The sequence below is a fragment of the Ciceribacter sp. RN22 genome (assembly GCF_024054295.1).
Lineage (GTDB): Bacteria > Pseudomonadota > Alphaproteobacteria > Rhizobiales > Rhizobiaceae > Allorhizobium > Allorhizobium lividum.
On record NZ_JAMXLD010000001.1, the window covers coordinates 1,433,302 to 1,446,256 of the forward strand.

Annotated in this window: 15 protein-coding genes and 3 tRNA genes; 16 read left to right on the forward strand and 2 right to left on the reverse strand. The window is 61.4% G+C overall.

The window, feature by feature from the left end; translation table 11 throughout:
- Positions 1-10: 10 nt before the first annotated feature.
- Both NHF53_RS07145 and NHF53_RS07150 read right to left on the reverse strand, forming a co-directional pair.
- On the reverse strand, positions 11-586 hold the full coding sequence (locus NHF53_RS07145; protein ID WP_252833657.1) for a hypothetical protein: 576 nt from the start codon (positions 584-586) through the stop codon (positions 11-13).
- Positions 587-791: 205 nt separating this feature from the next.
- Positions 792-867: transfer RNA gene (locus NHF53_RS07150), tRNA-Val, on the reverse strand.
- Between the two features lie 342 nt (positions 868-1,209).
- Between NHF53_RS07150 and NHF53_RS07155 the strand changes: the two genes are divergently transcribed.
- From NHF53_RS07155 to nuoK, 16 genes are all read left to right on the forward strand, one after another.
- Positions 1,210-1,286: transfer RNA gene (locus NHF53_RS07155), tRNA-Asp, on the forward strand.
- An 85-nt stretch (positions 1,287-1,371) separates the two neighbouring features.
- Positions 1,372-1,448 (forward strand) — tRNA-Asp (locus tag NHF53_RS07160).
- A 234-nt stretch (positions 1,449-1,682) separates the two neighbouring features.
- Positions 1,683-2,048: an NADH-quinone oxidoreductase subunit A gene (locus tag NHF53_RS07165; RefSeq protein ID WP_114362322.1), complete on the forward strand. Its 366-nt coding sequence runs from the start codon at positions 1,683-1,685 to the stop codon at positions 2,046-2,048.
- Positions 2,039-2,620, forward strand: a complete 582-nt coding sequence (locus NHF53_RS07170; RefSeq protein ID WP_170141803.1) for an NADH-quinone oxidoreductase subunit B family protein — start codon at positions 2,039-2,041, stop codon at positions 2,618-2,620. The genes NHF53_RS07165 and NHF53_RS07170 overlap by 10 nt, the downstream gene beginning before the upstream one ends.
- Before the next feature lie 17 nt (positions 2,621-2,637).
- A complete protein-coding gene (locus NHF53_RS07175) occupies positions 2,638-3,240 on the forward strand; it encodes an NADH-quinone oxidoreductase subunit C (protein ID WP_114362162.1) in 603 nt (200 codons plus the stop codon).
- Positions 3,241-3,256: 16 nt separating this feature from the next.
- Positions 3,257-4,447, forward strand: a complete 1,191-nt coding sequence (locus tag NHF53_RS07180) for an NADH-quinone oxidoreductase subunit D (RefSeq protein WP_252833658.1) — start codon at positions 3,257-3,259, stop codon at positions 4,445-4,447.
- On the forward strand, positions 4,447-4,689 hold the full coding sequence (locus NHF53_RS07185; RefSeq protein WP_114362165.1) for a hypothetical protein: 243 nt from the start codon (positions 4,447-4,449) through the stop codon (positions 4,687-4,689). The genes NHF53_RS07180 and NHF53_RS07185 overlap by 1 nt, the downstream gene beginning before the upstream one ends.
- Before the next feature lie 18 nt (positions 4,690-4,707).
- Positions 4,708-5,679, forward strand: coding sequence for an NADH-quinone oxidoreductase subunit NuoE (gene nuoE, locus NHF53_RS07190; protein ID WP_252833659.1), 972 nt, complete (start codon positions 4,708-4,710; stop codon positions 5,677-5,679).
- 11 nt (positions 5,680-5,690) lie between these two features.
- Entirely contained in the window at positions 5,691-6,995 is a 1,305-nt protein-coding gene (nuoF, locus tag NHF53_RS07195; RefSeq protein WP_252833660.1) for an NADH-quinone oxidoreductase subunit NuoF, read from the forward strand.
- Positions 6,996-7,008: 13 nt separating this feature from the next.
- Positions 7,009-7,692 (forward strand): 5' DNA nuclease, encoded by a 684-nt coding sequence (locus tag NHF53_RS07200; RefSeq protein WP_252833661.1) that lies wholly within the window; start codon positions 7,009-7,011, stop codon positions 7,690-7,692.
- Complete coding sequence (locus tag NHF53_RS07205) at positions 7,689-8,156, forward strand: DUF3291 domain-containing protein (RefSeq protein ID WP_252833662.1); 468 nt, start codon at positions 7,689-7,691, stop codon at positions 8,154-8,156. The genes NHF53_RS07200 and NHF53_RS07205 overlap by 4 nt, the downstream gene beginning before the upstream one ends.
- 15 nt (positions 8,157-8,171) lie before the next feature.
- A complete protein-coding gene (gene nuoG / locus NHF53_RS07210) occupies positions 8,172-10,253 on the forward strand; it encodes an NADH-quinone oxidoreductase subunit NuoG (RefSeq protein WP_114362174.1) in 2,082 nt (693 codons plus the stop codon).
- Between the two features lie 12 nt (positions 10,254-10,265).
- A complete protein-coding gene (gene nuoH, locus NHF53_RS07215) occupies positions 10,266-11,309 on the forward strand; it encodes an NADH-quinone oxidoreductase subunit NuoH (protein WP_252833663.1) in 1,044 nt (347 codons plus the stop codon).
- 39 nt (positions 11,310-11,348) lie between these two features.
- Positions 11,349-11,840: an NADH-quinone oxidoreductase subunit NuoI gene (gene nuoI, locus NHF53_RS07220; protein ID WP_112687148.1), complete on the forward strand. Its 492-nt coding sequence runs from the start codon at positions 11,349-11,351 to the stop codon at positions 11,838-11,840.
- 157 nt (positions 11,841-11,997) lie between these two features.
- Entirely contained in the window at positions 11,998-12,612 is a 615-nt protein-coding gene (locus tag NHF53_RS07225) for an NADH-quinone oxidoreductase subunit J (RefSeq protein WP_252833664.1), read from the forward strand.
- A gap of 28 nt (positions 12,613-12,640) precedes the next feature.
- Entirely contained in the window at positions 12,641-12,949 is a 309-nt protein-coding gene (nuoK, locus tag NHF53_RS07230; protein ID WP_112687152.1) for an NADH-quinone oxidoreductase subunit NuoK, read from the forward strand.
- The last annotated feature ends 6 nt before the right edge of the window (positions 12,950-12,955 follow it).

Sequence of the window (12,955 nt, forward strand, 5' to 3'; positions counted from 1 at the left end):
GAGGTGTAGATCAGATCCTGTTCACAAGGTGGAGGAAATGATAGCCGCCTAGGCAGATTGAGGCGATCGACCCCGTTGTAAGCACTACGGCTGACCACCTGCAGACATCGCCAGTTTTTTTGTAGAGACGTGATCGTGGAGTATCGTCCACGAACGGATGATGCCAACAGAACGTCTTTTCTGCTATGCTCGCCGCATACGAAAGTTGCGAAAAATACGCGAGGCCGGGCGCAGCGATCGTCATCAGCAGCCCAAGAAAGAGCCAGAACAACACAGAGTTAAAGTCTGTCAAGTTGGATGCATCAGCCGTCAGTCTCGCGTAATTCGCACTGTAGAAGCCAAGGGCCGCCGCGACGCCGCCTGCGGCAACAAGTGCGGGCGATTTCATGCCTAGCAGTGCAAATGCTTCAATCTGCCTGTGATGCTGTTCCATGCCTTTTTGCTGCCAGTCATGCGCCCGTTCAGCAGAAGCGATTCTTCTGTCAAATTCCTCATTGCTTTCCATGCTGTTTCGACCTTTGATTTCTTCAAACATAGACAAAATCGCGATCAGCTTTTCCGGCAATGCGACAATTATGAGCCGCACTGGGTTTGCCAGAGACTATTTGATTCAAGCTACGCTGCTGTGGTTGGTTCGTCCAGCGTCGCATAGCGGCCTGCCGCCTCTCCGCTCCTATCTGTACACGCCAACATTCTTGGAGTGTCGGAAAAAGGCTGCAGCATCACACGCCCGGAGCGAGAAGAGCTCCAATGGAACATCTAATACAGATAGCACTATTCTTGTGATAGTATGGTGGGCGATGAGAGACTCGAACTCCCGACATCCTCGGTGTAAACGAGGCGCTCTACCAACTGAGCTAATCGCCCTTTCGCGGAAGCGGGTCTGGTGCCCGCCGCGTCGGTGGCCGTGATCTATGCGGATCGCGGAAAATCCGCAAGAGGATTTTCGAAGTTTTTTTGTCTTTTTTTCTGCCTGCCGTGGTTCCTTCCGGCAAAAGGCCCGGATTTACGGGGCTGCGGCGGGGGAGGGCGCGCGGCGCGGCAGGCTGTGGATTTGAGTGCTCCGACCGGCGGGCCGAACAATTTTCGTTCCGTCATTGTTTTGTCTTCGAACGCGCTTGACACCCATTCGCGAACCCCTTAGTTAGCCGCTCATCGAACGGTCGAGGCCGCTCGGTCGGGCCGGTTCGCCGGTATCCGTCAGGAAGTGCGGGTGTAGCTCAGTCGGTTAGAGTGCCGGCCTGTCACGCCGGAGGTCGCGGGTTCGAGCCCCGTCACTCGCGCCATTCCTGGACATGTTTCTGATGACGTCGCGATGTGGTAGATTGCCAGTTGTGATGTCGGGTTCCGCTTTCGTTGCGGAGCACATGCGCGGGTGTAGCTCAGTCGGTTAGAGTGCCGGCCTGTCACGCCGGAGGTCGCGGGTTCGAGCCCCGTCACTCGCGCCACTTTTTTCTCTCAGAAATGCGTTTGCCGGAAACACGAAGGTGTGATCGGGCGTTTCGTTTTTGTCGTTCTAAAGTCGGCTCAGAAAGTCGGGATGCGGCACGTGAAAAGGCCTTTGCGGTCTTGCACTGGGGCGGCACCTGCGCTAACCACGGCGCGTTACAACTCTCTTTTCGGCTTGTCCGCCTTCGGGCACGGTGCCTCCCGGCATTACACAGCAAGCAGGGATGGATATGATGACTGAACTGCTCAGTTCCTACCTTCCGATCGCAATCTTTATCGGCATCGCCCTCGTCATCGGCCTGGCGCTGTTGATCGCGCCGTTTGCCGTGGCCTTCAAGGCGCCCGATCCGGAAAAGCTTTCGGCCTTTGAATGCGGCTTCAACGCTTTCGATGATGCCCGCGTGAAATTCGACATCCGTTTCTATCTGGTGTCGATTCTGTTCATTATCTTTGACCTGGAAGTTGCCTTCCTTTTTCCCTGGGCGGTGTCCTTCGGCGATCTCGGCTGGTTCGGGTTCTGGTCGATGATGGTGTTCCTCGCCGTTCTGACTGTCGGCTTTATCTATGAATGGAAGAAGGGGGCGCTCGAATGGGATTAGTGCAGGACAAGTCGACCCTGGTCGCACCTCAGCCCAAGGGTATCGTCGATCCCGCAACCGGCAAGCCGATCGGTAGCGACGACGCCTATTTCGGTGAGATCAACAACGAATTGGCCGACAAGGGCTTTCTGGTCACCTCGACCGACGAGCTCATCACCTGGGCCCGTACCGGCTCGCTGATGTGGATGCAGTTCGGCCTGGCCTGTTGCGCCGTCGAGATGATGCAGGCCTCCATGCCGCGCTACGACATGGAGCGCTTCGGTTTCGCGCCGCGCGCCAGCCCGCGCCAGTCGGACGTGATGATCGTCGCCGGCACGCTCACCAACAAGATGGCGCCGGCGCTGCGCAAGGTCTATGACCAGATGCCGGAGCCGCGTTACGTCATTTCCATGGGCTCGTGTGCCAATGGCGGTGGCTATTATCACTATTCCTATTCCGTCGTACGCGGTTGTGACCGTGTGGTGCCGGTGGATATCTACGTGCCGGGCTGTCCCCCCACGGCGGAGGCCCTGATCTATGGCGTTCTCCTGCTGCAGAAAAAGATCCGCCGCACTGGAACGATCGAGCGCTAAGGGCAAAGGACAACAAGATGAGTGAAGCCCTGAACGAGCTTGCGTCCTACCTGAAGGAAGTGCGAGGCTCGCTGATTTCCTCGGCTGAGGTGGCGTACGACGAACTGACGCTGGTCACGACGCCGGATTCCATCATTGATCTGCTGGCGTTCCTGCGTGACGACGTGCAGTGCGGTTTCGTCTGTTTCATCGACATATGCGGTGTCGATTACCCGGAGCGCGAAAAGCGATTCGATGTCGTCTATCATCTGCTGTCGCCGCGCCAGAATGTCCGCATTCGGGTGAAGTTGGCGGTTGCCGAGGACGAATCGGTTCCCTCGGCAACGGCGGTCTATCCTGGTGCCGACTGGTTCGAGCGCGAGGCCTGGGATCTTTATGGAATTCCGTTCTCCGGTCATCCGGATATGCGTCGCATCCTTACCGACTACGGTTTCGAGGGGCATCCGCTCCGCAAGGACTTCCCGACGACGGGTTTCGTCGAAGTACGTTATGACGACTCGGCCAAGCGCGTGATCTACGAGCCGGTCGAACTGAAACAGGAATTCCGTAGCTTCGACTTTCTCTCGCCTTGGGAAGGCACGGATTACGTGCTGCCGGGCGACGAGAAGGCGGACAAGTGAGCGGAAGGTTAGTGCCATGAACGAACATAACGTCCGCAATTTTACGATCAATTTCGGCCCGGAGCACCCCTCCGCTCACGGCGTTCTGCGTCTCGTGCTCGAACTCGACGGTGAAGTTGTCGAGCGCGTCGATCCGCATATCGGCCTGCTTCATCGCGGCACGGAAAAGCTGATCGAAACCAAGACCTATCTGCAGGCCGTTCCCTACTTCGACCGGCTCGACTACGTCGCGCCGATGAACCAGGAGCACGCATTCGCGTTGGCGGTGGAGAAGCTTCTGGGGATCGAAATTCCGATCCGCGGACAGTTGATCCGGGTTCTGTATTCCGAAATCGGGCGCATTCTCAATCACCTGCTCAACGTTACGACGCAGGCCATGGACTGCGGTGCGCTGACGCCGCCGCTCTGGGGCTTCGAAGAGCGCGAAAAGCTGATGGTGTTCTACGAGCGCGCCTCCGGCGCGCGCATGCATGCGGCCTATTTCCGTCCGGGCGGTGTCCATCAGGATCTGCCGCCGGAGCTCGTGGACGATATCGACAAGTGGTGCGACCAGTTTCCCGCCCGGCTTGCCGACATTGACAAGCTTCTGACCGGCAACCGTATCTTCAAGCAGCGCAACGTCGATATCGGCGTCGTGTCGCTGGAAGATGCCTGGGCCTGGGGATTCTCGGGTGTCATGGTCCGCGGTTCGGGCGCGGCCTGGGACCTGCGCAAGTCGCAGCCCTACGAATGCTATGCCGATTTCGACTTCGACGTTCCGGTCGGCCTGAACGGCGACTGTTACGACCGCTATCTCGTCCGCATGGAGGAGATGCGCCAGTCCGTCAGGATCATGAAGCAGGCGCTCGCGCGCTTGAAGGGCGAAGCGAGGAACGGTCCGGTCTCCTCGCTCGACGGCAAGGTCGTGCCGCCGAAGCGTGGCGAAATGAAGCGTTCGATGGAAGCGCTGATCCACCACTTCAAGCTCTACACCGAAGGTTATCACGTTCCGGCAGGCGAAGTTTATGCTGCGGTCGAAGCGCCGAAGGGTGAGTTCGGCGTCTACCTGGTGTCGGACGGCTCCAACAAGCCGTACCGCTGCAAGATCCGCGCTCCGGGTTACGCCCATCTCTCGGCCATGGATTTCCTTGGCCGCGGTCACATGCTCGCCGACATGGCGGCGCTGATCGGTTCGCTCGACATCGTGTTCGGAGAGGTGGATCGGTAATGCGCCGTGGTTTGTTGACGCTTGCCCTTCTGGCCGTTGCTCCGGGCGTTTTCGCCCAGGACGCCGCGGTCTCGTCGCAGGGCTCGTCGACAACCATGGCGGAACTCATCAAGCAGGGATACGAGATCAAGGCGGCCGTCCCGAACGGCTCGAAGTTCATCGTGTTCCTGCAGAAAGAGAACTCGGCCTACGCCTGTGAATTCGCGTCTTTGCAGAATTCCAGGTGTGGATCCATAAACTGAGACAAGGCGTGAGGAAGAATGTCCGTTCGTCGACTAGCCGAAGATCGCGTCCAGCCCGCCAGCTTCTCCTTCAACGAGGAGAATGCGGCCTGGGCCGAGAAGACCATTCGCAAATATCCTGAGGGCCGCCAGCAATCGGCGGTCATCCCGCTGCTCATGCGGGCACAGGAACAGGAAGGATGGGTGACGCGCGCGGCGATCGAACACGTCGCCGACATGCTCGCGATGCCGTATATCCGCGTGCTGGAAGTGGCCACCTTCTACACCCAGTTCCAGCTGAAGCCGGTTGGCACCCGCGCCCACATCCAGGTCTGCGGCACGACGCCCTGCATGCTGCGCGGCGCCGAGGAGCTGATCGAGGTCTGCAAGCACAAGATCCACCACGATCCCTTCGAGCTCAATGCCGACGGCACGCTGTCGTGGGAAGAGGTCGAGTGTCAGGGCGCCTGCGTCAACGCGCCGATGGTGATGATCTTCAAGGATTCCTACGAAGACCTGACCCCGGAACAGCTCGAAGACATCATCGACCGCTTCGAGGCGGGAAGGGGTGCCGAGGTGAAGCCGGGTCCGCAGATCGACCGCGTCTATTCGGCGCCGGCCGGCGGCCCGACCACGCTGCTTGACGCTGCATCCGCCAGGAAAGCACCGGCAAAGGCCGCTCCGGTCAGCGACGAAGTCAAGGAAGTCGTTTCTCCGGCCAGCGCCGCCGGCGACAAGAACCGTCCGGCCGGGATCGAGAAGCCGGCCACCCCGGACGACCTGAAGATGATTTCCGGCGTCGGTCCGAAGATCGAAGCCATTCTCCACGAGCTCGGCATCTACACCTTCGCGCAGATCGCCTCCTGGAAGAAGGCCGAGCGCGAATGGGTCGACGGCTATCTGAAGTTCGGCGGCCGCATCGAGCGGGACGACTGGGTCAAGCAGGCCAAGGCGCTCGCCAAGGGCGGCGAGGCCGAATACATCAAGGTCTTCGGCAAGAAGCCGCGGTAAGAGGTTAGGACATGTTGAAGGATCAGGATCGCATCTTTACCAACATCTACGGCCTCAAGGACAAGTCCCTGAAGGGCGCCATGAGCCGTGGTCATTGGGACGGAACCAAGCAACTGCTCGAAAAGGGCCGTGACTGGATCATCAACGAGGTGAAGGCGTCCGGCCTGCGCGGCCGCGGCGGCGCGGGCTTTCCGACCGGCCTCAAGTGGTCCTTCATGCCGAAGGAATCCGACGGTCGCCCGCATTACCTGGTGGTCAATGCCGACGAGTCCGAGCCCGGCACCTGCAAGGACCGTGACATCCTGCGCCACGATCCGCATACGCTGATCGAAGGCTGCGTGATCGCATCGTTCGCCATGGGCGCCCACCATGCTTTCATCTACGTTCGCGGCGAGTTCATGCGCGAGCGTGAAGCCCTCCAGGCTGCGATCGACGAGTGCTATGAATACGGGCTGCTCGGCAAGAACAACAAGCTCGGCTACGACATCGATATCGTCGTCCATCATGGCGCCGGCGCTTATATCTGTGGCGAGGAAACCGCGCTGCTCGAAAGCCTGGAAGGCAAGAAGGGCCAGCCGCGTCTGAAGCCGCCGTTCCCGGCGAACATGGGCCTCTACGGCTGCCCGACGACGGTCAACAACGTCGAGTCGATTGCCGTCACGCCGACGATCCTGCGTCGTGGCGCTGGCTGGTTCTCCAGCTTCGGTCGCCCGAACAATGTCGGCACCAAGCTCTTCATGATCTCGGGCCACGTCAACACGCCCTGTACGGTCGAAGAGAGCATGGGCGTCACTTTCCGCGAGATGATCGAGAAGCATGCCGGTGGCATCCGCGGCGGTTGGGACAATCTCCTTGCCGTCATCCCCGGTGGTGCGTCCTGCCCGGTCGTCAAGGCCGAGGACATGATGGACGTGACGCTCGACTTCGACGGTCTTCGCGAGGTCAAGTCTTCCTTCGGTACCGGTGGCATGATCGTCATGGACAAGTCCACCGACATCATCAAGGCCATCTGGCGCATCGCGGCATTCTTCAAGCATGAGAGCTGCGGCCAGTGCACGCCGTGCCGCGAAGGCACCGGCTGGATGATGCGGGTCATGGAGCGCATGGTGAAGGGCAACGCGCAGAAGCGCGAGATTGACATGCTGTTCCAGGTGACCAAGCAGGTCGAAGGCCACACCATCTGTGCGCTCGGCGACGCCGCCGCTTGGCCGATACAAGGCCTCATCCGGAATTTCCGTCCGGAGATCGAGGCGCGTATCGATCAGTATACCCGTAACGCCATGGCCCATGGCGTGGTGATGGAAGCCGCCGAGTAAGGATAACCGGACGATGGCAAAGGCAAAGGACAAGACACGGGAGGAAGTTGCGGCAAAGCCGGCCGACTTCGGCCGTGCGTCCTATGCCGTGCCGGAAGCGTCCGGTCTGCCGCTGCACCCGCTGATGGCGCATCCCGCCGCAGCGCTCGCGGCGATGACGGCGGTCGGCTTCGGTTTCGCGACCCAGATGGCGAGCGCCTTCCTCGGCTCGCTCCAGGGCGCGCTGGAGGCGACCGAGACGCTCGCCCGCAAGACCGAGGACGAGAGGGCGCAGGATAAGCGTCCGGCAGCGCCGCCTGAGCCGGCCGCGAAGTCGGTCACCCAAGAGCCTGCTGTGAAGGCAAAGCGTACCGCCAAGGCTCCGGCCGCTCCGGTAAAGAAGACGGCTGCGACGAAATCCGTGAAGGCAGCGCCCGCCGCTGCAGCGTCTGTCGCTCCGAAGGCTGCAACGCCGAAGAAGCCTGCCAGGGTAGTCTCGAAGGGACGCGGCAAGGCCGACGACCTGAAGAAGATTTCCGGCGTCGGGCCGAAGCTCGAGCAGATCCTGAACGGCATGGGTATCACCCGCTTTGCCGACATCGCCGGCTGGAGCGACGAGGACGTGGCGCGCATCGACACCGAGATCGGTCTCGGTGGCCGCATCGTCCGCGACGGCTGGGTGGCACAGGCGAAGGCACTGAAGGAGGGCGGGGCGTGACGCAGCACCTCGCCGAACTCAACATCGCGCGGCTGCGCTACCCGCTGGAGGACCCGCGGGTTGCAGCCTTCGTCAAGGCGCTCGACCTCGTCAACGGCATCGCCGAGCGGTCCGAAGGCTTCGTCTGGCGGCTGAAGGACGAGAGCGGCAATGCGACCGCGATCGACGGTTTCGGCGATCCGCTGGTGATCGTCAACATGAGTGTCTGGCGCGACGTCGCGTCATTCGAGAATTTCGTATGGAAGACCGTTCACCGGCAGTTCTATGCCCGCCGCGCGGAATGGTTCGAGATCATGGAAAAGCAGCATTTCGTCATGTGGCATGTCGCTGCGGGAGAGATCCCCACGGTGGCCGAGGCGAAAGGGCGGCTCGACGAATTGAACAAGCACGGCAACAGCGACAGAGCCTTCGGGTGGTCGCACTTGCCGGAGGTGAAACTCTGGCAACAAGCGCGGTGTGCGTGAGGCAGGAAGGCGAATATGGCAAAGCTGAAAGTCGACGGTAAAGAGATCGAAGTTCCGGATCATTTCACGCTGTTGCAGGCGTGCGAGGAAGCCGGTGCCGAAGTCCCGCGCTTTTGTTTTCATGAGCGGCTGTCGGTCGCCGGCAATTGCCGCATGTGTCTCGTCGAAGTGAAGGGCGGCCCGCCGAAGCCGGCTGCCTCCTGCGCTATGGGCGTGCGCGATATCCGCGGCGGCCCGAACGGCGAACTGCCGGAAGTCTTCACCAATACGCCGATGGTCAAAAAGGCCCGCGAAGGCGTGATGGAGTTCCTGCTGATCAACCATCCGCTCGATTGCCCGATCTGCGACCAGGGCGGCGAATGCGACCTGCAGGACCAGGCAATGGCCTTTGGTGTCGACAGCTCGCGCTATACGGAAAACAAGCGCGCCGTCGAGGACAAGTATATCGGCCCGCTCGTCAAGACCGTGATGAATCGCTGCATTCACTGCACGCGTTGCGTCCGCTTCACGACCGAAGTCGCCGGCATTGCCGAGCTCGGCCTGATCGGCCGCGGCGAGGATGCCGAGATCACCACCTATCTCGAGCAGGCAATGACCTCCGAGCTGCAGGGCAACGTCGTCGATCTCTGCCCGGTCGGCGCGCTGACCTCGAAGCCCTTTGCCTTCACCGCCCGTCCGTGGGAACTCGGCAAGACCGAATCGATCGACGTCATGGACGCCGTCGGCTCGGCCATCCGTGTCGACACCCGCGGTCGCGAAGTCATGCGCATCATGCCGCGTGTCAACGAGGCGATCAACGAAGAGTGGATTTCCGACAAGAGCCGCTTCATCTGGGACGGCCTGAAGACCCAGCGTCTCGACCGGCCTTACGTTCGCCGTGACGGCCGCCTGCAGCCAGCGACCTGGGGCGAGGCTTTCGCCGCCGTCAAGGCCGCCGTTGCCGCGACCAAGGGCGACAAGATCGGCGCGATTGCCGGCGACCTTGCCTCAGTCGAGGAAATGTATGCGCTGAAGGAACTCGTTTCCGCGCTCGGCTCGGCCAATATCGACTGCCGCCAGGACGGCGCCGCTCTCGATCCGTCGCTCGGCCGCTCGACCTATATCTTCAATCCGACGATCGAAGGCATCGAAGCTGCCGACGCGCTGCTCATCGTCGGCGCCAATCCGCGCTTTGAAGCGGCCGTCCTGAACGCCCGCATCCGCAAGCGCTGGCGCCGCGGCGGCTTCCCGATCGGCGTGATCGGCGAAGGCGGTGAACTGCGCTACCAGTACGACTATCTCGGCGCTGGCTCCGAGACGCTCGCCGACCTCGTCGCCGGCAAGGGTGCCTTCGTCGACGTACTGAAGAATGCCAAGGCCCCGATGATCATCGTGGGGCAGGGGGCTCTCGCCGGCGAAAACGGCGCGGCCGTTCTTGCGAATGTCGCCAAGCTCGCGGTTTCCGTCGGAGCCGTCTCGCCCGAGTGGAACGGCCTTGCCGTCCTGCACACCGCAGCCGCGCGCGTCGGCGGGCTCGACCTCGGTTTCGTGCCGGGTGCGAACGGTGCATCGGCCGGCGCAATGTTGGGCTCCATGGACGTGCTCTTCCTGCTCGGCGCGGACGAACTCGACTTCGCCAGGAAGGGTTCGACGTTCACTGTCTACATCGGCAGCCACGGCGATGCCGGCGCTCACAGCGCCGATGTCATCCTGCCGGGCGCCGCCTATACGGAAAAATCCGGCACCTGGGTCAACACCGAAGGACGTGTCCAGATGGGCAACCGCGCCGGCTTCGCGCCGGGTGAGGCCCGCGAGGACTGGGCGATCATCCGCGCCCTTTCCGACGTGCTCGGAAAGAAGCTGCCGTTTGATTCGCTGCAGGCTCTTCGCGCGAAACTCTATGCCGCTTACCCGCACTTCGCGGAGATCGACGAGATCGCCGCAGGTTCGGGTGACGAAATTGCCGCGCTTGCGAAAAAAGCCGGGCAGATGACCAAATCCGGGTTTGCGTCGCCGATCAAAGACTTCTATTTGACGAACCCGATCGCGCGTGCTTCGGCCGTGATGGCCGAATGCTCGGCATTGGCCCGCAACAATTTCAAGGCTGCGGCAGAGTAAGGGCAGGGGAACATGGATTCTTTCGTTTCAACCTATGTCTGGCCGGCGGCCATCATGATCGCCCAGTCGCTGCTGCTGCTGGTCGCCCTGCTGCTGTTCATCGCCTATGTCCTGCTTGCCGACCGCAAGATCTGGGCGGCGGTGCAGATGCGCCGCGGTCCGAACGTCGTCGGCCCGTGGGGTCTCTTCCAGTCCTTCGCCGACCTGCTGAAATTCGTCTTCAAGGAACCGGTCATTCCGGCCGGCGCCAACAAGGGCGTCTTCCTGCTCGCACCGCTCGTCGCGGTGATGCTGGCACTCGCCACCTGGGCGGTCGTGCCGCTCGCCGACGGCTGGGTGATCGCCAACATCAATGTCGGCATCCTCTACGTCTTCGCGATCTCCTCGCTCGAGGTCTACGGCATCATCATGGGCGGCTGGGCTTCGAACTCGAAGTATCCGTTCCTCGGCGCGCTGCGTTCGGCCGCGCAGATGGTGTCCTACGAAGTCTCGATCGGTTTCGTGATCGTCACCGTCCTGCTCTGCGTCGGTTCGCTCAATCTCTCGGACATCGTCAACGCCCAGAAGGACGGCCTCGGCACCATGCTCGGCATGCCGAGCTCCTTCCTCGACTGGCACTGGCTGGCGCTGTTCCCGATGTTCATCGTCTTCTTCATCTCGGCTCTCGCCGAGACGAACCGCCCGCCCTTCGACCTTCCGGAAGCGGAATCGGAACTGGTGGCCGGCTTCATGGTCGAATACGGCTCGACCCCGTACATGATGTTCATGCTCGGCGAATACGCTGCGATCGTGCTGATGTGCGCGCTCACGACCATCCTGTTCCTCGGTGGCTGGCTGCCGCCGGTCGATATCGCCATCCTCAACTGGGTACCCGGCATCGTCTGGTTTGTGCTCAAGGCCTCGATGGTGTTCTTCATGTTCGCGATGGTGAAGGCCTTCGTGCCGCGCTATCGCTACGACCAACTGATGCGTCTCGGCTGGAAGGTTTTCCTGCCGCTCTCGCTCGCCATGGTCGTCATCGTTGCATTCGTGCTGAAGCTGATGGGATGGGCATGATGATGTCCGTTCCGTCCCTCGGCAGATTTGGAGGTTAAGATGGCTGGTCTCTCCCAGGCTATCAATTCCCTGTTCCTGAAGGAGTTCGTCGGCGCCTTCTTCCTGTCGATGCGCTACTTCTTCGCGCCCAAGGCCACGATCAACTATCCCTTCGAGAAGGGGCCGTTGTCGCCGCGCTTCCGTGGCGAGCACGCACTGCGCCGCTATCCGAACGGCGAAGAGCGCTGCATCGCCTGCAAGCTCTGCGAGGCGATCTGTCCGGCCCAGGCGATCACCATTGAGGCCGGTCCGCGCCGCAACGACGGTACCCGCCGTACGGTGCGCTACGACATCGACATGGTGAAGTGCATCTATTGCGGCTTCTGTCAGGAAGCATGTCCGGTCGAGGCGATCGTCGAAGGGCCGAATTTCGAATTCGCCACCGAGACGCGCGAGGAGCTTTACTTCGACAAGGCGCGGCTCCTGGACAACGGCGATCGCTGGGAACGGGAAATCGCGCGCAACATCGCGCTGGATGCTCCGTACCGCTGATCGGCGGGCGACATCGACCGTGGGCGATGCCGGCAACCGGTGTCGCCGCGGTACATGAGTTTTGAACAGGGGCGTCCAGCCGGTAGGGGACTACCGGCAGCGTCCCATCGGACGGCGGCGCGGACGCGCGTCCCGGGGAAGATGAAAAGGCACCAACATGGGTCTTCAGGCTCTTTTTTTCTATCTCTTTGCCTTTGTCGCCGTGGCTTCGGCGTTCATGGTGATTTCGGCACGGAACCCGGTCCACTCGGTTCTGTTCCTCATCCTCACCTTCGTTAACGCCGCCGGCCTGTTCCTCCTGACGGGCGCGGAATTCCTGGCGATGATCCTGCTGGTCGTCTATGTCGGCGCCGTGGCGGTGCTCTTCCTCTTCGTCGTCATGATGCTCGACATCGACTTCACCGAGCTCAGGTCCGGAGCGCTGAAATATGCGCCGATCGCCACGCTCGTCGGTGTGGTTGTGGCGGCGGAACTGGTGCTCGTCATCGGCGGCAGCGTCATTTCGCCGGAAGCGATGAACGCAGTCACCATGCCGATCCCGGCGCTTGCGGAACGCCAGAACACCGCAGCCCTCGGCGATGTGCTCTATACGAACTACGTCTATTTCTTCCAGATTGCCGGCCTGGTGCTGCTGGTGGCAATGATCGGCGCGATCGTGCTGACGCTGCGTCACCGCACCAACATCAAGCGGCAGGACATTTCCAGACAGGTTGCCCGCACGCCCGCGACCGCCGTCAAGGTGGTCAAGGTCAAGCCGGGGCAGGGCGTCTGAGGCAGCACGAGGTCAAGGAACAGAAAACATGGAAATCGGTCTTTCCCATTACCTGACGGTCAGTGCCATTCTCTTCACCCTCGGCGTGTTCGGCATTTTCCTGAACCGCAAGAACGTCATCGTCATCCTCATGTCGATCGAGCTCATCCTGCTCGCGGTCAACCTGAACATGGTGGCGTTCTCCGCCTTCCTCAACGACATGGTCGGCCAGGTCTTCGCCCTGTTCATCCTGACCGTCGCTGCGGCGGAAGCGGCGATCGGTCTTGCTATTCTCGTTGTCTTCTACCGCAACCGCGGCTCCATCGCCGTCGAAGACATCAATATGATGAAGGGCTGATAAAGC

What these genes read in the sequence shown, in the direction of transcription:
- NHF53_RS07225 (WP_252833664.1), top strand. Translation starts at nt 11,998, where the DNA reads ATGGGTCTTCAGGCTCTTTTTTTCTATCTCTTTGCCTTTGTCGCCGTG.
- nuoH (WP_252833663.1), top strand. Translation starts at nt 10,266, where the DNA reads ATGGATTCTTTCGTTTCAACCTATGTCTGGCCGGCGGCCATCATGATC.
- nuoK (WP_112687152.1), top strand. Translation starts at nt 12,641, where the DNA reads ATGGAAATCGGTCTTTCCCATTACCTGACGGTCAGTGCCATTCTCTTC.
- nuoF (WP_252833660.1), top strand. Translation starts at nt 5,691, where the DNA reads ATGTTGAAGGATCAGGATCGCATCTTTACCAACATCTACGGCCTCAAG.
- nuoI (WP_112687148.1), top strand. Translation starts at nt 11,349, where the DNA reads ATGGCTGGTCTCTCCCAGGCTATCAATTCCCTGTTCCTGAAGGAGTTC.
- nuoG (WP_114362174.1), top strand. Translation starts at nt 8,172, where the DNA reads ATGGCAAAGCTGAAAGTCGACGGTAAAGAGATCGAAGTTCCGGATCAT.
- NHF53_RS07180 (WP_252833658.1), top strand. Translation starts at nt 3,257, where the DNA reads ATGAACGAACATAACGTCCGCAATTTTACGATCAATTTCGGCCCGGAG.
- NHF53_RS07185 (WP_114362165.1), top strand. Translation starts at nt 4,447, where the DNA reads ATGCGCCGTGGTTTGTTGACGCTTGCCCTTCTGGCCGTTGCTCCGGGC.
- NHF53_RS07200 (WP_252833661.1), top strand. Translation starts at nt 7,009, where the DNA reads ATGGCAAAGGCAAAGGACAAGACACGGGAGGAAGTTGCGGCAAAGCCG.
- NHF53_RS07170 (WP_170141803.1), top strand. Translation starts at nt 2,039, where the DNA reads ATGGGATTAGTGCAGGACAAGTCGACCCTGGTCGCACCTCAGCCCAAG.
- NHF53_RS07165 (WP_114362322.1), top strand. Translation starts at nt 1,683, where the DNA reads ATGACTGAACTGCTCAGTTCCTACCTTCCGATCGCAATCTTTATCGGC.
- NHF53_RS07175 (WP_114362162.1), top strand. Translation starts at nt 2,638, where the DNA reads ATGAGTGAAGCCCTGAACGAGCTTGCGTCCTACCTGAAGGAAGTGCGA.
- nuoE (WP_252833659.1), top strand. Translation starts at nt 4,708, where the DNA reads ATGTCCGTTCGTCGACTAGCCGAAGATCGCGTCCAGCCCGCCAGCTTC.